The organism is Nitrospirillum guaranorum (assembly GCF_034653275.1).
In the GTDB taxonomy this organism is placed as follows: domain Bacteria; phylum Pseudomonadota; class Alphaproteobacteria; order Azospirillales; family Azospirillaceae; genus Nitrospirillum.
In genome coordinates this window covers 1,014,405-1,031,768 of sequence record NZ_JAYEES010000003.1, presented here as the reverse complement: position 1 = coordinate 1,031,768, position 17,364 = coordinate 1,014,405, and the positions used below count along the sequence as shown (strand labels likewise).

The window sequence follows — 17,364 nt, the reverse complement described above, 5'->3', positions numbered from 1 at the left end:
TGGTCCGGGGGCCTGGGTCGATCACACCGGCCCCGTCACCCGCTCCACCAGGCCTTCCAGGTTGCGGTCGCGGATGCCCAGCTCATGCAGGTGCCGGACGGTGTTGACCAGATAGTCGACGTTGCGTCCGCTTTCCCCCACGCCCTGGCGGATCAGGCCGGCCAGCTCCCCCGGCGGCAGGCGTCCGCAATATTGCTCATGCCCGCGCAGCACGGTGAAGGCCACGGTGGGCACCTTCGCCCCGTCGTCCAGCGTGGCGGTCAGCAGGCGCGGCTCATAGACCGCGTTCTGCATCTCCCGCGCCCAGAGGTAATCCAGGACGCCCGCCGCCTCGGCCTCCGCCACGCGGTAGGCGACCCCCCGGCAAGCCCCGCCCCGGTCCAGTCCCAGCACGGCGCCCGGACAGGCGCGGGTGCCGCGATGGCGGAAGGAATAGACGCTGAACCCCCGGTGCCAGCCCCGCACCGTGGCCAGCCGCCGCTCCACGAAGGGGAAACCCGGGTTCCACATGAGGGAGCCGTAACCGAAGACCCAGACATCGACGTCGGCGACGACGCCGATGGCGCGATAGGGGGCGGCGATTTCAGAGGCGGATGGGGACAAGGGCGGCATGCCAGGCTGGGGAAACGACCATGATGCCCCGACCCTGTACGGCTTCCCCGCCGCCGTCAACCGTTGGTAAGCCTATTGGCGCTGGCATTCCAGGCGGCGGATGCCGATCTAAGACTGAAGACCGGCGCGACGGCGCCGCGCTTGCCAAGCCCATCCGGGCGTGGCCTCATCGCCCCGGCGCCCATGCCTGGCCGCCGCCTTTTGGGATTTTCCATGCGTGTCCGCCCCCTGACCCTTGTCCTGTTCCTGGTGCTGGTCCTGGTGACCGGCTATGCCGTGTGGTGGCACCGCATGGCGACCCGCCTGCTGGGCCTGCTGGAGCACAACACCGAACTGGCGCGCGCGGCGGGCGCCACCATCACCTATCAACCGCCCACGCTGGGCGGCTTCCCCCTGGGCATTTCCATCACCGCCACCGACGTGAAGGTCGCGAAGCCGGACGGGCTGAGCTGGTTGGCCGAGACGGTCAAGGCCTCGGCACCCATCTGGCGCCTGGACCAGGTGGTCCTGACCCTGGCCAAGGGCGGCCACGCCAGCCTGCCGCGCGAAGGGGCCCGGCCGGCCCTGGACGCCACCGCCACCATCGCCGGCGGCCGTGTCACCCTGGACCTGGCCACCGGCACCCCGCGTTCGGTCCAGGTGAACCTGAACCACGCCACCCTGGTCGCCGCGCCCCTGCCGGCGCCGGAGGGCGCCCCGGCGGAAGCCCCCCCGACAGACGGAACGGCGGCCGCAGCACCGCCGGCAAGCCTGGTTCCGGCCGGCAGCTACCCCATCGAGGATGTGTCGGTCACGGTCGAGCGGCCGGTGACGCCGCCCACCGACCACACGGGCACAGGCCTGGCCCTACACGTGGACATCACCAACATGACCGTGCCGCCGGTGCGCAGCCTGGGCACGACGGTGCAGCGCCTGATCCTGGCGGCGCGGGTGCAAGGGCCGATCCCCGCCGCGCCCACGGCGGACGCGGTGACCCCCTGGTCCAAGGAAGGTGGCACGGTGGAGGTGGACAGCCTGAAACTGGACTGGGGCGACCTGCACATGGGGGCCAACGCCACCCTGGCACTGGACGCCAACCTGCAGCCCCAGGGATCGGGCACGGCGGAGCTGTCGGGCCTGGACAACCTGGTGGACGCGCTGCACGACGGCGGCAGCCTGCGCGGCAACGCCGCCACCTGGGCGCACCTGGGCGTGGCCCTGCTGGCCAAGCCCAAGGCCAACGGCGGCCCCCCCACCCTGAAGCTGCCCATCACGATGCAAGACCATAAGCTGCAGGTGGGCCCGCTGACCGTGGCCCACTACCCCGACATCTCCTGGCATTGAAGCCAAACGCCAAGCCAGCCGCTCCGCCCCAAGGGAGCGAAGCGACTAGGCTGCGACCGCAGCCGCCGGAGCCTTTCGGGGAGCGTCAGCGGACTGAAAGGCGAGGATAGCCAAGGCCGCGGATGCGGCCGCCCGGCGCTTGAGGGAGCACAAAGACTAAGCCTGCTTGGCGTCGATGATGGACCGGCGGATGGCGCGGGTGCGGGTGAACAGGTCGAACAGCTTGTCCCCCTCCCCCCAGCGGATGGCGCGCTGCAGGGCCGTCAAATCCTCGGTGAAGCGCTGGATCATCTCCAGCACCGCCTCGCGGTTGTTCAGGAAGATGTCGCGCCACATGACGGGGTCCGACGCCGCGATGCGGGTGAAGTCGCGGAAGCCGGAGGCGGAGAAGCGGATGACCTCCGACTTCGTCGTCTCCTCCAAATCCGTGGCCGTGCCGACGATGGTGTAGGCGATCAGGTGCGGCAGGTGGCTGGTGATGGCCAGCACCTGGTCATGGTGGCTGGCATCCATGACCTCGATCTGCGAACCGCAGGCGGCCCACAGCCGGCCCAGCCGGTCGACCGCCGCCGCATCCGTCCCCGGGGGCGGCGTCAGGATCAGCCAGCGGCCGCGGAACAGCTCCTTGAAGCCGGCATCGGGGCCGGAATGCTCGGTCCCGGCCAGGGGATGGCCGGGCACGAAGTGCACACCGTCCGGCACATGGGGGAAACGTCGCGCACCACCGCCTGCTTGACGGAGCCCACGTCGCTGAGCGTGCTGCCCGGCGCCAGATGCGGGCCGATCAGGGCCGCCACGTCAGCATAGGCGCCCACGGGCGTGCACAGGACGACAAGGTCGGCGCCGGCCACGGCCAGGGTGGCGTCGCTTTCCACGCGGTCGGCGATGCCCAGCTCCGCCACGCGGGCGCAGACGGCGTCTGACCGGTCGCAGGCCACCACCTCGCCCGCCAGGGAACGGTCGGCCATCAGACAGCGCAGCAGGGAAGAGCCGATGAGGCCCAGGCCGATGACGCAGACGCGCTTATACAGGGGCGTATCGGTCATTTGCCGGCCACCCAATCCGCAAGGCCGGCCACGACCTCCCGCATCTCATCCTCCAGCCCGATGGTGACGCGCAGGCAGTACGGCAGCCCGTAGGAGCCGACCTGGCGCACCAGGATGCCGCGCGACTTGAGCAGCAGCCGGGCGCCCTCGGCATTGGCGCGGTCGCCCTTCTGCTCCGCGAAGGAGATCAGGACGAAATTGGCGACGGAGGGATGGACCACCAGGCCCAGCTCACGGACCTGGCCGACGAACCATTCGCGCCACTGGGCGTTGTGCCGGCGGCTCTTCTCCAGGAACTCCACGTCCTCCAGCGCCGCCAGGCCGGCAGCCTGGGCGCTGGACGCCACGTTGAAGGGGCCGCGCACCCGGTTCAGCACGTCGGCCACGGGGGCCGGGCAATAGGCCCAGCCCAGGCGCAGGCCGCCCAGCGCGAAAATCTTGGAGAAGGTGCGGGTCATGACGACGTTGCTGAATTCGTCGACCAGGTCGGACCCGTCGGTGTAGTCCGGCGCGTCGACGTACTCGGCATAGGCCGCGTCGATGACCAGCAGCACGTTCTCCGGCAGCCCCGCGTGCAAGCGCCGCAGCTCGTCCTTGTTGAGATAGCTGCCGGTGGGATTGTTGGGGTTGGCGATGAAGACCACCCGGGTGCGGGGCGTGACGCGGGCCAGCAGGGCATCCACGTCGGTCTTCAGGTTGGTCTCGGGTGCCGCCACCGGCGTGGCGCCGGCGAAGCGCGCGCTGATGGGATAAATGGCGAAGCCATGGACGGTGTGCAGCACCTCGTCACCGGCGCCGGCGTAGGCGCGGGTCAGCAGCTGCAGCACGTCGTCGGAGCCGTTGCCGCAGACGATGCGTTCGGCATCCAGGCCGAAGCGACGGCCCAGGCCGGCACGCAGCGCCTTGGAGCCGCCATCGGGATAGCGGTGGATTTGGCCCGCCATCGCGGTATAGGCCGCGACCGCCTTGGGGCTGGGGCCCAGCGCCCCCTCGTTGGACGCCAGGCGGATCAGCCGCGACGCCCCCGGCGCATGCGCCTCGCCCCCGACATAGGCATGGATATCGAGAATGCCGGGGTTGGGAACGGGAGCGGACATGATGCAGGGAAACCTTCTGGCAGGCGGTGGCGGTCTTCTTCTCGCGGGCGGCGGATCGGATCAAACCCGCACGGAGGTAAGGATAGCTGTGAGTCTTATCAAAGCCTTATGCGAATCGGGGGCGCATGCCCTGCGTCCCGGGGGCGCGACTCGGCGGATTTCCAAGGGCGACTCGGCGGTCCGTCCTCCACCAGCGGCAAGAGGTTTCAACTCGTGCCGCTGTAGCCCGCGACCGCGGGCGCCCGACGACTGAGGGGGCATTTGAGCGGTCACGATCAAATGCCACACATATCAGGGCTTCTTGACGTCCAGCGTGATGGGCAGGGCATAGGCGCCCACGGGCAGCACACGCACCAGGGCGTCGCCCAGCTTTTCCGCCAGCGCGTCCAGGCGCGCGTCGTCGCCGTCCACGAAATCCTCCACCTCGATCAGGTGGACGGACCCGCCGCCGCCCGGCAGATGGAAGATGCGGAACCAGCCGACGGGCAGGCTGGCGGCCTCCATCATGTCCTTCAGGCGGCCGCGGCTCATGTCCTGCGCCAGTTCCACGCCCAGCAGGGTGTGGTCCTGGCCCGTGGCCTCCAGCGGCACGGCCCCCAGGATCAGGGCGTCGCCGCCCTCCTTCTGGCCGGGGCGGCTGCAGAAGGGCAGGCGGCCGATGATCTTGGGCGTCTTGGTGTCGTCGCTGATGAGGAAACGCCACCAGGGGTCCGTCTCCTCTTCCTCCGGCACGGGCACCACGCCCACGGTGGCGCTGCCCTCGGCCAGGGCGCGCAGCACGGCCTGGGCGGTGTTCGCCGGCGCCAGGGGGGTGACGGTGCCGTAATGGTCGCGGGCGATGTCCCACAGGCGGCGGTCGTCGTCGGGCGCGTAGACGGCCACGGCGAAGGGCCCCTGGATCAGGGTCATGGCGGCGATCATTTCGCGCCAGATGCGGACGATGGCGGCCACGGGCACGCTGCCCTGGTGGCGGGCCACCAGGCGCCGCAGGATGCCCGCCTCACGCCCCGGCCGGATGAAGACCTTGGCGCCCGCCTTGGACTGGGCGATACGCTCCACCACCCGGGCGCGCCGCATGATGAGGTCATGGATGGCCGCATCGATCTCATCGATTTCACGGCGCAGGGCGTCGACGGAGGGGCTGGCAGGGGGCATGGACGGGTTCGGATTATAGGACCTGAAACGAGTGAGTCTTAGAGCCTGCCCCCCACAAAATCAAAGAAAACGTTGACTTGGGGTACCCCGCCTTCCTAGTCATGCAGGCTGCATTCCAAGGCTCGCCCCACGATGATCACCCCGCCTGCCTACACGGATAGTTCCGGCGCCCCGTCCGCGCCCGCCCTTGGGGTCCTGCCCGGGCAGCGCATGGTGCTGGGTGCCGACCGGCCCATGCCCCTGGACGGCGGCGGGCAGCTGGGGCCCTTCACCGTGGCCTACCAGACCTACGGCACCCTGAACGCCGACAAGTCCAACGCCATCCTGGTGTGCCATGCCCTGACGGGCGACCAGTACGTGGCCGACCGCCACCCCATCACCGGCAAGCCCGGCTGGTGGGAGATGCTGGTGGGCCCGGGCAAGCCGGTGGACACGGACCGGTTCTTCGTCATCTGCAGCAACGTCATCGGCGGCTGCATGGGGTCCACCGGCCCGCACGACGCGAACCCGGCCACGGGCCAGCCCTACGCCATCGATTTCCCCGTCATCACCATCGGCGACATGGTGCGGGCGCAGGCGTTGCTGATCGACGCGCTGGGCATCGACCAGTTGTTCTGCGTCATCGGCGGCTCCATGGGCGGCATGCAGGTGCTGCAATGGGCCGTGGCCTATCCGGAGCGGGTGTTCGCCGCCGTGCCCATCGCCACCGCCGCCCGCCATTCGGCTCAGAACATCGCCTTTCACGAGGTGGGGCGCCAGGCCATCATGGCCGATCCGGAATGGCGCGACGGCGCCTATCAGCGGGCCGGCACCAACCCGGCGCGCGGCCTGGCCGTGGCCCGCATGGCCGCCCATATCACCTACCTGTCCGAGGCGGCGCTGCACCGCAAGTTCGGCCGCAACCTGCAAAGCCGCCAGGCCATCACCTTCGGCTTCGACGCCGATTTCCAGGTGGAAAGCTACCTGCGCCACCAGGGCGCCAGCTTCGTCGACCGCTTCGACGCCAACAGCTACCTCTACATCACCCGCGCCATGGACTATTTCGACCTGGCGGCGGAGCACGGCGGCCAACTGGCCCAGGCCTTCCGCGTGGGCGGCAAGGGCACGCCCGTGCGCTTCTGCCTGGCCAGCTTCTCCAGCGACTGGCTGTTCCCCACATCCGAGTCGCGGGCGGTGGTGCACGCGCTGAACGCCGTGGCCGCCAACGTCAGCTTCGTGGAGATCGAGACGGACAAGGGCCACGACGCCTTCCTGCTGGATGAGCCGGAATTCCACCAGGTCATGCGCGGCTTCATCAACGGCTGCGCCGATCATCGCGGCCTGAAACGGCGGGTCTGATCCCATGGACGCCACGGTCATTCCCCCCCGCACCGACATCCGCGGCGATCTGCGCCGCATCGCCGACATGGTCAGCGCGGGCGCCCGCGTGCTGGACGTGGGCTGTGGCGATGGCGCCCTCTTGGACCTGCTGACCCGGGAGAAGGGTGTCGACGGGCGCGGCATGGAACTGGGCATGGATGGCGTGCGCGAATGCGTGTCGCGCGGCCTGTCCGTCATCCAGGGCGACGCCGACACCGACCTGAAGGACTATCCCAGCGACGCCTTCGACTACGTCATCCTGTCGCAGACGCTGCAGGCCACGCGCGACCCGCGCGGCGTGCTGCTGCAGATGCTGCGCATCGGCCGCCGCGTCATCGTCTCCTTCCCTAATTTCGGCTATTGGCGGGTGCGTCTGGCCCTGCTGCTGACGGGGCGCATGCCGGTGACCGACCGGCTGGGTTTCCAGTGGTGGGAAACGCCCAACATCCACTTCTGCACCATCGCCGACTTCACCGCGCTGTGCGCCGACCTGGGCGGGGTGACGGTGGAACGCAGCGCCATCCTGGACCACGCCGGCCGCCAACTGACCAGCGACGCCACCACCTGGCGCGCCAACTGGTCGGGGGAGCAAGGCATCTTTTTGTTGCGAAGAGACTGAAGTCTCTTCTGTAGCCTCAAGCGCCGGCGGCCGCAGTCGCGGCCCACGGCATGGGCAGGCTCATGCCGCTGGTATCTTGGCCACGGCTAATTATCGTACGCGATGGTGTCGACCAGCCGGGCGAAGGTGCCGTCCGACAATTGGAAGCGCACCCAGCGGAAACGGCTGGCGTGGATGGGCACCTCGGCCGAGCGGTTGGCGCGGGTCGTCAGTTCCAGGGCCGGCGGCCCGGCCTCGAACCAGCCCAGATCCGGCAGGGTGGCCTCCGCCGCCACGATGTCCTCGGTGGCATAGGGCCAAAGCGAAGTGCCCAGCAGGTCGGCCCGCGTCCGGCCGAAGTCCCGTTCCCGGGCCGGCGACAGGGCCAGCAAGGTGTGCGTCAGGTCGCAAACCAGGTGGACCGCCCCGCTTGACTGGTTGACCAGGCGCGCCAGCTCCCGGTCGGCGGCGCTGTCCAGGCCGGCGCGCATCAGCAGCCGGATGGCGGTCTGTTCATCGGCGTCGGGCGCCAGCGCCCCCGATTCCCAGCGCGACACCGTAGCCTGGGAAACGCCCAGCACTTCCCCCACATGGCTCTGCTTCATGCGGCGCAGGGTGCGCCACATCCGGAGCGAGGGCCCCAGGTGCGACACGGGGCCGATGACAGCGGCGATACTGCGGCCCATGGGTGATGTCCTGCGCCCTTTGTCCACGCATATCTTATTCACGGCCTTTCGCCGCCGGCCATGCCAAAAATGGCATCCCCCGCCCGCTGGCGGGCGTCACGCGGTTGAGGGCATCATGAGCGGCACCTGGGTCAAGATCGGCTGGTTCTATTGTGTCGGCGTCATCGCCGCCGCCCAGCTGGGCAAGATGTCGGCCCTGATCCCCCTCATCTCCCGCGACCTGGGCCTCAGTCTCACCGTGGCGGCCCTGGTGATCTCGCTGCTGGAGATCGGCGGCGCCGGTTTCGGCCGCATCGCCGGCGGCCTGATCCAGCGGGCGGGTCGGCGCCCCGCGCTGCTGGCCGGCACCGCCTTCCTGGCGCTGGGCGGCTTGGGCGAAAGCCTGGCGCCCGGCCCGGCGGCGCTGATCGCGTGGCGGGTGGTGGAGAGCGCCGGCTATCTCATCACCGTCATCGCCGCCCCCATGCTGATCCTGGAAACGGCGACCCCGCGCCAGCGCGGCGTGGCGCTGGCCCTGTGGAGCAGCTTCGTGCCCGTGGGCCTGGCCCTGGGCGCCATCCTGTCCGGCTGGGCGGCGGAGCTATGGTCGTGGCGCGGCGCCCTGTTCGGCGGCGGCGTGGTGGCGGCCGGCGCCCTGGTCCTGTCCCTGCCCATGACGGCAGGAGTGGGCGCCCGGGTGCGCGGAACAGGCGCAGGCGGGACCGGCCCCACCCGGCGGGCCTGGGCCCTGGCCCTGGGCTTCGGCTGCTACACCACGTTCGAGGTCGGCTTGCTGGGCATGCTGCCCACCTTCCTGGTGGACAAGGCCGGCGCCAGCGCCGACACCGCCGGCCTGATCACCGGCGTCGCCTCCTTCGCCACCGTGGCCGGCAGCGCGGTGGCGGGGTGGTGGAATCACCACAACCATGGGCAGGACCTGGCGCGGGGGCCGTCCTTCGCCCTGATGGCGCTCAGCATCATGCTGCCGGCCCTGCTGTTGTTCCTGGTGTTCGGGCCGGCGCCCGACCTCGCCACCGCCGCCGGCGTGGTCATCGCCCTCAACGCCCTGTCCGGCATCTATCCCGGCCTGGCCTTCGCCCTGCTGCCCGCCGTGGCGGGGTCGGACCGGGGCCTGCCCGCCGCCAACGGCCTGCTGACCCAGTTCGGCGCCAGCGGCTCCCTCATCGGGCCGCCGCTGTTCGCTGCCTTCGCCGGCCACTGGGGCTGGACCAGCGCCGCCGCCTGCGGCCTGGCCGCATCCCTGCTCTGCCTGGCCTTGATGCGGGCGGCGGGGGTATCGTCCCCTTCCGTCGCGGCCCCCGATCAGGCCGCCTGAGTTTCTTTGGAGTTGCGCACCATGCCTGTCCCTACGCCCCGGGTGCCCCCCCGCGTCATCGCCCTCGATGGCGACGACACGCTCTGGCACAACGAGGCCATGTTCTCGACCTCGTACGCCGAGTTCCGCGATCTGCTGCTGCGCCACAGCGACCTGGACCAGGCCACCATCGATGAGCGCCTGCTGCTGGTGGAGCGGCGCAACCTGGTGACCTACGGCTACGGCATCAAGGGCTTCACCCTGTCGATGATCGAGACGGCGCTGGAGCTGACCGAGGGGCGCATCCCCGGCATCGCCATCGAGACGCTGGTGCGGCGCGGCCGCGCCATGCTGGCCCACCCGGTGGACCTGATCGACGGCGCCCTGGAGGTGATCGAAACCTTGCGGGAGCGGGACCACGAGGTGTGGCTGATCACCAAGGGCGACCTGTTCGACCAGGAAAGCAAAATCGCCCGCTCCGGCCTGGCCGACCTGTTCCACCGCATCGAGATCGTGTCGGAAAAGGATGACGCCACCTACCGCCGCCTGCTGGACCGCCACGGCGTGGCCCCCGCCGACTTCGCCATGGCCGGCAACTCCCTGAAGTCCGACGTCCTGCCGGTGGCGGCCCTGGGCGGCCTAGGTTTCCACGTGCCCTACCACACCACCTGGGCACACGAGATGGTGTCCGGCCCGATTCCCCACCCCTATATCGAGCTTGCATCCTTACGTGAATTGCCGAGCGCGTTAGGGTCCAGGTAAGGAATCGACTCGGGGAAGAAGGAGGGAATTCAGGGCCAATCCTGCGCGGCGTGCCATACACGCAGGATGGCCACGCGGCCAGCCTCCTCAATGCGATAGACAATGATGTAAGGCCGCACCGTCACAAGTTCACGCGTGCCGGGAACACGTCCGGGACGTCCCCGGCGGGGAAAGACTCCCAGGCTGTCACCTGCAAGCACCAACTCCCGAGCGACCTGCCGGGCAGCGACTGGATTTTCTTCCGCGATGTGCTGGGCGATACGACCGACATCCCCCAGCGCCGCATTGCGCCAGATGACTTTTACAGGAGGCGAGCAACCGGCGGCGGCGCGTCGAAGTTGCCGGCGGCCAACTCCAACAGCCATGCCCGCATTTCCTCGTGCGGGACCGCCCGGAGGTCCGCATCCGCCTCGGCGACGGCAGCGGTCAGCGCAGCCAATTCGGCCGCCTGCTCTTCGTCCAACTCAGGAATGGGCGCGGGCTTACTCATGCTTAGAAGATGGCATCCCGGCATCCGAAAGTCGAGATCCCCGGCCTTACCCCAGCGCCAGGTCGTCCCGGTGGATCATCTCGTCCCGGCCGCGCCAGCCCAGGCTGGCTTCGATCTCGGCGCTGCGGCGGCCCTGGATGCGGCGGGCGTCTTCGGCCGAGTAGGCGACCAGACCGCGGGCGATGACGCGGCCGGCCTGGGTGCGCACGGCCACCAGGTCGCCGCGCTCGAACTCCCCCTCCACCCCGCGCACGCCGGCGGGCAGCAGGCTGCCGCCGCGCGCCAGGGCCTGGGCCGCACCCTCGTCCACCACCAGCGTGCCGGCCGGCTTCAGGGAGCCGGCGATCCAGCGCTTGCGCGCCGTGCCGGGTCCAGCCGACGGCAGGAACCAGGTGCACAGCGCCCCGCCCTGCTCCACCGTCTTCTCCAGCGCCGCCAGCGGATGCTGGCGCTTGCCGGAAACGATGGCCATGCGGCAGCCGGCGGCGACGGCGATGCGGGCGGCGGCAATCTTGGTCACCATGCCGCCGCTGCTGTAGCCGGCGGGCGGCTCACCCGCCATGGCCTCGATCTCCGGCGTCACCTCGGTCACCACCGGCAGGTGCCTGGCCGCCGGGTCCTTGCGCGGGTCGGCGGTGTAGAGGCCGTCGATGTCGGACATGAGGATCAGGGTGTCGGCGCTGATCATCTGCGCCACGCGGGCGGCCAAGCGGTCGTTGTCGCCGAAGCGGATCTCGGCGGTGGCCACGGTGTCGTTCTCGTTGATCACGGGAACGGCGCCCAGCTTCAGCAGCGTCTCAATGGTGGCGCGGCCGTTCAGGTGGCGGCGGCGGTCCTCGGTATCGTCCAGGGTCAGCAGCACCTGGGCCACGGTGATGTCGTGGCGGGCCAGGGTTTCCTGATAGGCGTGGGCCAGGCGGATCTGGCCGGTGGCGGCGGCTGCCTGCTTTTCCTCAAGCTTCAGCGGGCGGCCCACCAGGCCCAGGTGCTCCCGCCCCACGGCCACCGCGCCGGAGGAGACGATAACCACGTCCACGCCCCGGCGGCGCAATGCGGCCACGTCGTCGCACACGCTGTCCAGCCAGTCGCGGCGGATGCGGTGCGTCTCGCCATCCACCAGCAGGGCGGAGCCGATCTTGACGATCAGGCGCTTGGCGCCCAACACCGGCGGGACACTAAACACCGCCGCCGCATCGGTTGAAGAAACTTCCGTGCGGTCGGCGGCGTCGTTCATTTTCTAACGTGTCCCTTTGTCGGCCTGGGAGATGTCGTCCAGGGGATTGTACCGCGCCTTGTATGCCTTGCTGCGCGCTTCCTCGCCATCCATCAGGCGCGCAGCCTTGATCTGCTCCAGAAGCGCATACAGCACGTCGGGCACGTGCTCGCCGGTGGCGCCGGACAGCACCATGACCGGCTTCTTGGCGGAGCGGCGCAGCTTCAGCTTCTTTTCCGCCAGCTCTTCCTCGGACAGGGCGTCGACCTTGTTCAGGGCCACGATCTCCGGCTTCTCCGCCAGGCCGCCGCCATAGGCGCGCAGCTCGCGGCGGATGGTGCGGTAGGCCTTCTGCACATCCTCCTGCGTGCCGTCCACCAGGTGCAGCAGCACGCGGGTGCGCTCCACATGGCCTAAGAAGCGGTCGCCCAGGCCGTGGCCCTCGTGCGCGCCCTCGATCAGGCCGGGGATGTCGGCCACCACGAACTCCTCCTCACCCGCGCGCACGACGCCCAGGTTGGGCACCAGGGTGGTGAAGGGATAGTCGGCGATCTTGGGCCGGGCGCGCGACACGGCCGCCAGGAAGGTGGACTTGCCGGCGTTGGGCAGACCCACCAGGCCCACGTCGGCGATCAGCTTCAGGCGCAGCCACACCCAGCGCTCCTCCCCCGGCCAGCCGGGGCCGGCCTTGGTGGGCGCGCGGTTGGTGGAGGTCTTGAAATGGGCATTGCCGAAGCCGCCGTCGCCGCCCTTCAGCAGAACGATGCGCTGGCCCACCTCCATCATGTCGGCCAGCACCGTCTCCTGGTCCTCGTCCAGGACCTGGGTGCCCACGGGCACCTTCAGCACCATGGGCTCGCCGGCGGCACCCGAGCGGTCGCGGCCCATGCCGTGGCCGCCGCGCTGCGCCTTGAAGTGCTGCTTGTAGCGATAGTCGATCAGCGTATTCAGGCCGTCCACGGCCTCGATCACGATGTCGCCGCCGCGCCCGCCGTTGCCGCCGTCCGGTCCGCCGAACTCAATGAACTTCTCCCGGCGGAAGCCGACGCAGCCGGGGCCGCCGTCACCGCTCTTCAGGTAGATTTTGCACTGGTCCAGGAACTTCATGATGGGCGGGCCTTATATTAATGGCCTTTGATCCTGGGTGGATCAAAGGCCCCCTCAGACGCCGGGCGGCCACATCCGTGGCCTTGGCTTATCCTCGCTCCGCCCTTCGGTGCTCGCTCCGGCGGACGCGGTCGCGTCCTATGAAAAAAGCTGGGAGGAGCGAAAGCGCGTGGGCGACGCGCGGCAGCGGCAAATGCAAATCGGGGGAACGGTCACCCGTCCCCCCGATCAGACTCCAACTCACCTGGTGCCGAAGCGGCAGGTTACTCGGCGGCGACAGCCACCGGCTCCTGAGCCAGCTCGACGGACACGTAGGTGCGGCCCTGACGGCCGGTGTGGAACTTCACGGCGCCGTCGGCGGTCGCGAAAATGGTGTGGTCCTTGCCCAGGCCCACGTTGGCGCCGGGGTGGAACTTCGTGCCGCGCTGGCGGACGATGATGTTGCCGGAAACGACGGCTTCACCGCCGAAGGCCTTCACGCCCAGACGACGACCGGCGCTGTCACGACCGTTGCGGGAGCTACCGCCTGCCTTTTTATGTGCCATCTCGAAAACTCCTTAAATCGAGGAGGTCGGCTGCCGATTAGGCGCCGGCCTGGATGTCGGTGATGCGCAGGATCGTCAGGTCCTGACGATGGCCGTTCTTGCGGCGGTAGTTCTGCCGGCGCTTCTTCTTGAAGATGATGATGTGCGGCGCGTGGGCCTGGGCGACCACGGTGGCCGTCACGGCGGCGCCAGCCACCAGCGGGGTGCCGACGGTGGTGCTGCCGGCATCGCTGACCAGCAGGACCTCGTCCAGCTTCAGGGAGGCGCCGGCGTCACCCGCCAGCTTCTCAACCTTAATGACGTCGCCGGCCGCGACCTTGTACTGCTTACCGCCGGTGCGGATGACTGCGAACATTCTAGCCCACCACTGATCTGGCCGGGCCCAGCCGAGAGTGGCCAGCGCCCACGCAAAACGGAACGACGGGACCTAGCACAGGACCCGTTTCTAAGAGAGCGCGCACTATACAGGCGACCTCGGCCCTGTCAAGCACCCCCAATACGAGTCCGCGCGGAATCCCGACGCCCGGCACCGTTGCGGGATTCTCAGGGCTTCGTGTCGGGGTCCAGGACACCGGCCCCGGGGGCCCCGGACGACGCCACCAGGCGGGGCAGCAGGCGCCGTTCCGCCGCCAGGCCGGAGAAGGCCGGCTGGGCCACGGAGGGGGCCAAGCGGCGCCGCGGCTCCACCACGCGGGTGGCGGTGGTGGCATAGATCTGCTTGCTGGCTTCCACGATCTGGACGCCGGCGAAGGCCTTGAACCAGCGGGCGCCCAGGTTTTCCACCGCCCCGGCGGAAGCCATGAAGAACCGGGACTTCACCGGCGGCATGAACAGGGCCGACGTCTCCCGCTCAGGCACGAACAGGTTGGCGCGCAGCACGCGGCGCAACTGGCCTGTCGAGAAGGGGGAGCCGTGGCCGAAAGGGGTGCGGTCGGTGCGGGCCCAGATGCCCCGCCGGTTGGGCACGACGGCGATCAGGCGGCCGCCGCCGGCCAGCACGCGCCAAATCTCCTGCATCATGGGCTTCAGGTGCTCGGTGAACTCCAACCCATGGACCAGCAGCACGCGGTCGACCGACATGTTGGAGAACGGCAGTTCCGATTCCTCGCCCAGCGCCACCAGGCCCGGCCCCTCGGGCGGCCAGAAGACCACGCCCTGGGCGGCGGGCATGACGGCCATCACCCGCTCCGCCTCCGTCAGGAAGGGACGCAGGAAGGGCGTGGCGTAGCCGATGCCCAGCACGCGCTGGCCGCCGACGTCGGGCCACAGCTCGCGCAGGCGACGGCGCACCAGCCGCCGGACCACCTGGCCCAGGCTGCTTTCGTAAAACTCGCGCAGATCGACGACATCGTTATACATCAGCGGGATGCTAGCACGGCTGGGGCGCGTTCGCCTATTAGGCCGGCGGCCCTAATGCCTATCGCCAAGCCGCCCTGCCCGCCTGCCGTACCCGCCTGCGACGCGGCCGCCGCTTGTGGCCGCGCGAATCGGCGCTTACCTTTCAGGTGAACGCCTTGGGAGGCCCCGCCATGTTCCGCCCCGTCCCCACCCTGATCGCCGCCGCCCTGGCGGCCGGCCTGCTGACCGCCTGCGCCGCCGACCAGACCGCCAGTACGAATGGCGGCGGCACCCAAACCGCCAGTATCCCGGCCGCCGGTGCCGAGTCGCGCGACCGGGGCCCCATGTGCATCCCCGTGCGCAACATCCGCCGCACCCAGGTCATCGATGATCGCACCATCCTGGTGGAGATGCAGGACCGCACCCAGTTCACCCGCATCAACCTGGCCAACCGCTGCATCGGCCTGGGCCCCTATGGCTTCGCCTACGTGTCCCATAATGACGAACTGTGCCGCACCGACCCGCTGACGCTGGTGGGCATGCCGGTGCCCCCGGTCTGCCTGATCGACAGCATGATCCCCATCGACAAGGCCGCCGCCGACGCCCTGAAGGCCAAGCCGAAGACCGACAGCGCGACCGGAACGGCCACGCCGGCGCCCGACGACCAGGGCCGCGACTGAGGGTCAGCCCTGTAGCCCCGCCGCCGTGGGCAGGGCCCAGTGGCGCCAGACGCTGACCATGCGCAGGGCGAAGCACGCCCCGCCGCCGGCCAGCGCGGCGTAGCGCGGGGCAACGCCCAGCCGGATGGCGGCGGTCATGACGGCGGCGCCCAGCAGCGCCGCCGTGGCGTAGACGTCCACCCGCAGGATGGCCGGCACCTGGGCCAACATCATGTCGCGCAGGGTGCCGCCCCCCACGCCGGTGATGGTGCCCATCAGCACGGCGCTGAAGGGCGGGATGTCGCGGTTCAGCGCCTTCTCGGTGCCCGCCACAGCGAACAGGGACAGGCCGGCCGCATCCAGGGTGGTCATCAATCCCACCGGCACCTGCCCCACCATGGCGTGGCCGGCGAAGGTGGCCGCCCCGGCGGCGAAGGCCATGGCGGGATAGCGCCAGTCGCGCAGGGCCGTCGGCGGCGCCGCCCCGATCAGCAGGTCGCGCAGCACGCCGCCGCCCAGCGCCGTGGCGAAGGACAGGACCATCACGCCGAACAGGTCCAGCCCGCCGCGCAGCGCGGCCATGGCGCCCTCGACCGCGAACAGCACGGTGCCGGCCATGTCGGCCACGGCCAGCACCATATCCGTCTTCTTCCCCATCCCCGTCCCAACCCCGCATCCGATGCCGGATCGCAGCGTTACACCGTCGCGCGGCGGCTGGCGAGAGGATCGGCGCCAAGGGGGCGGCGCCAGGAGGGCGGCAGCCGGTCAGGCCGGGCGGCGGAGCTGCCGCCGGATCAGCAGGACCGCCAGCAGCCCGCCCACCGCGACCAGGGGCACGAGGCTGAGCAGCAAATCCGGCGCCGACAGCCCCGCCTGCACCAAGCCGCCGCCCAGCAGCGGCCCGACGACGGAGCCCAGGCGCCCGGCGGCCACCGCCCCGCCCACGCCGGTGCCCCGGATGGCGGTGGGGTAGCAGGCGGGGGCGGCGGCATAGAGCGTGGCCTGGGTGGTCAGGACCATGGCGCCGGCGCCCAGGCCCACAGCCAAGGCCACCGTCAGGTTGGCCGGCATCACGGCCAGCAGCACCAGGAAAACGGCCAGGCCGACGAAGACCGTGACGGCGTAGACGAAGCGCCGGGGGCCATCGAGCAGGGACCCGGTGGCGACGCAGGCGATGGCGCCCGAGATGTTCAGCATCACCTGGATCAGCGCCGCCTGCGGCTTGCTGAACCCCCGTTCGGTCATAAGCAGGGGTAGCCAGCTGAGCAGCAGGTACAGCACCATCAGGGTGGCGAAGAAGGCCAGCCACAGCAGCACCGTCTCCACCGCGCGGCCGCCGCCGAACAGGATGGTGAGAATGCCGGGCCGGACGCCGCCGTCCGCCGCCGCGGCCGCGCGGAAGGCCCGCGAATTGGGCAAGGCCCAGATCAGCAGGGGCAGGACCAGCAAGGGCGCGCCCCCGGCGACGTAAAAGATGGTGCGCCAGCTGTCAAAGCCGCCGCCCATGCCGGCGAAGACGGCGATCAGGCTGACGATGGCGCCGCCCAGGGGCATGCCGCCGTACATCAGGGAAACCGCCCCGCCGCTGCGCCCCGACGGGCTGTTTTCCGCCGCCAACGCCACCAGGTTGGGCAGGGTACCGCCCAGGCCCAGGCCGGTGGCCAGGCGCATGAGGAACAGGGTGGTGAAGTCCGGCGACAGGGCGGTCGCGGCCGTGAAGACGCCGAACAGCGCGACCGAGACCACCAGCACCGCCTTGCGCCCGAAGCGGTCGGCCAGCCGGCCGCCCACCAGCGCGCCCAGGAACAGGCCGATGGTGCCAGCGCTGAAGAAGGCGCCCAGTTCCTGGGGCGCCAGGTGCAGGGCGGGGGCCAGCTTGGGCGCCGCCACGCCGGCGGCCTGCAGATCCACCCCCTCCAGGACGGCGACCAGCAGGCACAGCAGCGTGGTGCGGTTGATGAGGCCGCCCACCGGGGCCTGTGGCGCCGCGATGGGGGCGGTCACCGCGTCATGGTTCAGCACGTTCCTCTCCCGTTTATTCTTATCGGTCGGGAACAAGGTGCGCGCGGGAACGGTGGAT

General features: G+C 70.1%; 19 protein-coding genes and 1 pseudogene. 6 read left to right on the top strand and 14 right to left on the bottom strand.

The window, feature by feature from the left end:
* Positions 1-21 precede the first annotated feature (21 nt).
* Positions 22-612 (bottom strand): gamma-glutamylcyclotransferase, encoded by a 591-nt coding sequence (locus UAJ10_RS13630; RefSeq protein ID WP_416235364.1) that lies wholly within the window; start codon positions 610-612, stop codon positions 22-24.
* Positions 613-825: 213 nt separating this feature from the next.
* Between UAJ10_RS13630 and UAJ10_RS13625 the strand changes: the two genes are divergently transcribed.
* Positions 826-1,935 carry a DUF2125 domain-containing protein gene (locus UAJ10_RS13625; RefSeq protein WP_322915842.1) on the top strand — a complete coding sequence of 370 codons (1,110 nt, stop codon included), beginning with the start codon at positions 826-828 and terminating at the stop codon, positions 1,933-1,935.
* Between the two features lie 156 nt (positions 1,936-2,091).
* Here the strand turns inward: UAJ10_RS13625 and UAJ10_RS13620 are convergent.
* The 3 genes and pseudogenes from UAJ10_RS13620 to UAJ10_RS13610 all read right to left on the bottom strand — a co-directional run bounded on the left by UAJ10_RS13620 (position 2,092) and on the right by UAJ10_RS13610 (position 5,233).
* Positions 2,092-2,981: pseudogene (locus UAJ10_RS13620) on the bottom strand (prephenate/arogenate dehydrogenase family protein).
* Positions 2,978-4,078 (bottom strand): histidinol-phosphate transaminase, encoded by a 1,101-nt coding sequence (gene hisC, locus UAJ10_RS13615; RefSeq protein ID WP_322915841.1) that lies wholly within the window; start codon positions 4,076-4,078, stop codon positions 2,978-2,980. The pseudogene UAJ10_RS13620 and the gene hisC overlap by 4 nt, the downstream one beginning before the upstream one ends.
* Before the next feature lie 291 nt (positions 4,079-4,369).
* Complete coding sequence (locus UAJ10_RS13610; RefSeq protein WP_322915840.1) at positions 4,370-5,233, bottom strand: chorismate mutase; 864 nt, start codon at positions 5,231-5,233, stop codon at positions 4,370-4,372.
* A 132-nt stretch (positions 5,234-5,365) separates the two neighbouring features.
* Here UAJ10_RS13610 and metX point away from each other — a divergent pair, with 132 nt between their 5' ends.
* Positions 5,366-6,571: a homoserine O-acetyltransferase MetX gene (gene metX / locus UAJ10_RS13605; RefSeq protein WP_416235363.1), complete on the top strand. Its 1,206-nt coding sequence runs from the start codon at positions 5,366-5,368 to the stop codon at positions 6,569-6,571.
* Between the two features lie 4 nt (positions 6,572-6,575).
* Positions 6,576-7,211, top strand: coding sequence for a methionine biosynthesis protein MetW (metW, locus tag UAJ10_RS13600; RefSeq protein ID WP_322915839.1), 636 nt, complete (start codon positions 6,576-6,578; stop codon positions 7,209-7,211).
* A gap of 86 nt (positions 7,212-7,297) precedes the next feature.
* On the opposite strand, the gene UAJ10_RS13595 is transcribed toward metW, so the two are convergent.
* Entirely contained in the window at positions 7,298-7,876 is a 579-nt protein-coding gene (locus UAJ10_RS13595; RefSeq protein ID WP_322915838.1) for a helix-turn-helix transcriptional regulator, read from the bottom strand.
* A gap of 115 nt (positions 7,877-7,991) precedes the next feature.
* On the opposite strand from UAJ10_RS13595, the gene UAJ10_RS13590 reads away from it, so the two are divergent.
* Entirely contained in the window at positions 7,992-9,191 is a 1,200-nt protein-coding gene (locus tag UAJ10_RS13590) for an MFS transporter (RefSeq protein WP_322915837.1), read from the top strand.
* Between the two features lie 21 nt (positions 9,192-9,212).
* Complete coding sequence (locus UAJ10_RS13585) at positions 9,213-9,932, top strand: HAD family hydrolase (RefSeq protein ID WP_322915836.1); 720 nt, start codon at positions 9,213-9,215, stop codon at positions 9,930-9,932.
* Positions 9,933-9,961: 29 nt separating this feature from the next.
* On the opposite strand, the gene UAJ10_RS13580 is transcribed toward UAJ10_RS13585, so the two are convergent.
* The 7 genes from UAJ10_RS13580 to UAJ10_RS13550 all read right to left on the bottom strand — a co-directional run bounded on the left by UAJ10_RS13580 (position 9,962) and on the right by UAJ10_RS13550 (position 14,646).
* Entirely contained in the window at positions 9,962-10,297 is a 336-nt protein-coding gene (locus UAJ10_RS13580; RefSeq protein ID WP_322915835.1) for a type II toxin-antitoxin system RelE/ParE family toxin, read from the bottom strand.
* On the bottom strand, positions 10,234-10,422 hold the full coding sequence (locus UAJ10_RS13575) for a CopG family transcriptional regulator (protein ID WP_322915834.1): 189 nt from the start codon (positions 10,420-10,422) through the stop codon (positions 10,234-10,236). Before UAJ10_RS13575 ends, UAJ10_RS13580 begins: the two co-directional genes overlap by 64 nt.
* A 46-nt stretch (positions 10,423-10,468) precedes the next feature.
* A complete protein-coding gene (gene proB, locus UAJ10_RS13570; protein WP_322915833.1) occupies positions 10,469-11,656 on the bottom strand; it encodes a glutamate 5-kinase in 1,188 nt (395 codons plus the stop codon).
* 3 nt (positions 11,657-11,659) lie between these two features.
* On the bottom strand, positions 11,660-12,742 hold the full coding sequence (gene obgE, locus UAJ10_RS13565; RefSeq protein WP_322915832.1) for a GTPase ObgE: 1,083 nt from the start codon (positions 12,740-12,742) through the stop codon (positions 11,660-11,662).
* 263 nt (positions 12,743-13,005) lie between these two features.
* The gene (gene rpmA, locus UAJ10_RS13560) at positions 13,006-13,287 is read right to left on the bottom strand and encodes a 50S ribosomal protein L27 (RefSeq protein ID WP_004272538.1); all 282 of its coding nucleotides are present in this window, start codon (positions 13,285-13,287) and stop codon (positions 13,006-13,008) included.
* A 37-nt stretch (positions 13,288-13,324) separates the two neighbouring features.
* A complete protein-coding gene (rplU, locus tag UAJ10_RS13555) occupies positions 13,325-13,642 on the bottom strand; it encodes a 50S ribosomal protein L21 (RefSeq protein ID WP_322915831.1) in 318 nt (105 codons plus the stop codon).
* 188 nt (positions 13,643-13,830) lie between these two features.
* Positions 13,831-14,646 (bottom strand): class I SAM-dependent methyltransferase, encoded by an 816-nt coding sequence (locus UAJ10_RS13550; protein WP_322915830.1) that lies wholly within the window; start codon positions 14,644-14,646, stop codon positions 13,831-13,833.
* A gap of 170 nt (positions 14,647-14,816) precedes the next feature.
* Between UAJ10_RS13550 and UAJ10_RS13545 the strand changes: the two genes are divergently transcribed.
* Positions 14,817-15,305, top strand: a complete 489-nt coding sequence (locus tag UAJ10_RS13545) for a DUF6491 family protein (protein ID WP_322915829.1) — start codon at positions 14,817-14,819, stop codon at positions 15,303-15,305.
* 3 nt (positions 15,306-15,308) lie between these two features.
* Here UAJ10_RS13545 and UAJ10_RS13540 read toward each other — a convergent pair whose 3' ends face one another.
* Both UAJ10_RS13540 and mhpT read right to left on the bottom strand, forming a co-directional pair.
* The gene (locus UAJ10_RS13540; protein WP_322915828.1) at positions 15,309-15,941 is read right to left on the bottom strand and encodes a trimeric intracellular cation channel family protein; all 633 of its coding nucleotides are present in this window, start codon (positions 15,939-15,941) and stop codon (positions 15,309-15,311) included.
* Between the two features lie 108 nt (positions 15,942-16,049).
* Positions 16,050-17,306, bottom strand: a complete 1,257-nt coding sequence (gene mhpT, locus UAJ10_RS13535) for a 3-(3-hydroxy-phenyl)propionate transporter MhpT (protein WP_322915827.1) — start codon at positions 17,304-17,306, stop codon at positions 16,050-16,052.
* Positions 17,307-17,364 lie beyond the last annotated feature (58 nt).

Bases quoted from the DNA above. Each gene is read 5' to 3' on its own strand.
- obgE (WP_322915832.1), bottom strand. From the start codon at position 12,742: ATGAAGTTCCTGGACCAGTGCAAAATCTACCTGAAGAGCGGTGACGGC.
- metW (WP_322915839.1), top strand. From the start codon at position 6,576: ATGGACGCCACGGTCATTCCCCCCCGCACCGACATCCGCGGCGATCTG.
- hisC (WP_322915841.1), bottom strand. From the start codon at position 4,078: ATGTCCGCTCCCGTTCCCAACCCCGGCATTCTCGATATCCATGCCTAT.
- UAJ10_RS13545 (WP_322915829.1), top strand. From the start codon at position 14,817: ATGTTCCGCCCCGTCCCCACCCTGATCGCCGCCGCCCTGGCGGCCGGC.
- metX (WP_416235363.1), top strand. From the start codon at position 5,366: ATGATCACCCCGCCTGCCTACACGGATAGTTCCGGCGCCCCGTCCGCG.
- UAJ10_RS13630 (WP_416235364.1), bottom strand. From the start codon at position 612: ATGCCGCCCTTGTCCCCATCCGCCTCTGAAATCGCCGCCCCCTATCGC.
- UAJ10_RS13550 (WP_322915830.1), bottom strand. From the start codon at position 14,646: ATGTATAACGATGTCGTCGATCTGCGCGAGTTTTACGAAAGCAGCCTG.
- UAJ10_RS13610 (WP_322915840.1), bottom strand. From the start codon at position 5,233: ATGCCCCCTGCCAGCCCCTCCGTCGACGCCCTGCGCCGTGAAATCGAT.
- rpmA (WP_004272538.1), bottom strand. From the start codon at position 13,287: ATGGCACATAAAAAGGCAGGCGGTAGCTCCCGCAACGGTCGTGACAGC.
- UAJ10_RS13590 (WP_322915837.1), top strand. From the start codon at position 7,992: ATGAGCGGCACCTGGGTCAAGATCGGCTGGTTCTATTGTGTCGGCGTC.
- UAJ10_RS13595 (WP_322915838.1), bottom strand. From the start codon at position 7,876: ATGGGCCGCAGTATCGCCGCTGTCATCGGCCCCGTGTCGCACCTGGGG.
- rplU (WP_322915831.1), bottom strand. From the start codon at position 13,642: ATGTTCGCAGTCATCCGCACCGGCGGTAAGCAGTACAAGGTCGCGGCC.
- UAJ10_RS13540 (WP_322915828.1), bottom strand. From the start codon at position 15,941: ATGGGGAAGAAGACGGATATGGTGCTGGCCGTGGCCGACATGGCCGGC.
- UAJ10_RS13585 (WP_322915836.1), top strand. From the start codon at position 9,213: ATGCCTGTCCCTACGCCCCGGGTGCCCCCCCGCGTCATCGCCCTCGAT.
- UAJ10_RS13580 (WP_322915835.1), bottom strand. From the start codon at position 10,297: ATGGCTGTTGGAGTTGGCCGCCGGCAACTTCGACGCGCCGCCGCCGGT.
- proB (WP_322915833.1), bottom strand. From the start codon at position 11,656: ATGAACGACGCCGCCGACCGCACGGAAGTTTCTTCAACCGATGCGGCG.
- UAJ10_RS13575 (WP_322915834.1), bottom strand. From the start codon at position 10,422: ATGAGTAAGCCCGCGCCCATTCCTGAGTTGGACGAAGAGCAGGCGGCC.
- UAJ10_RS13625 (WP_322915842.1), top strand. From the start codon at position 826: ATGCGTGTCCGCCCCCTGACCCTTGTCCTGTTCCTGGTGCTGGTCCTG.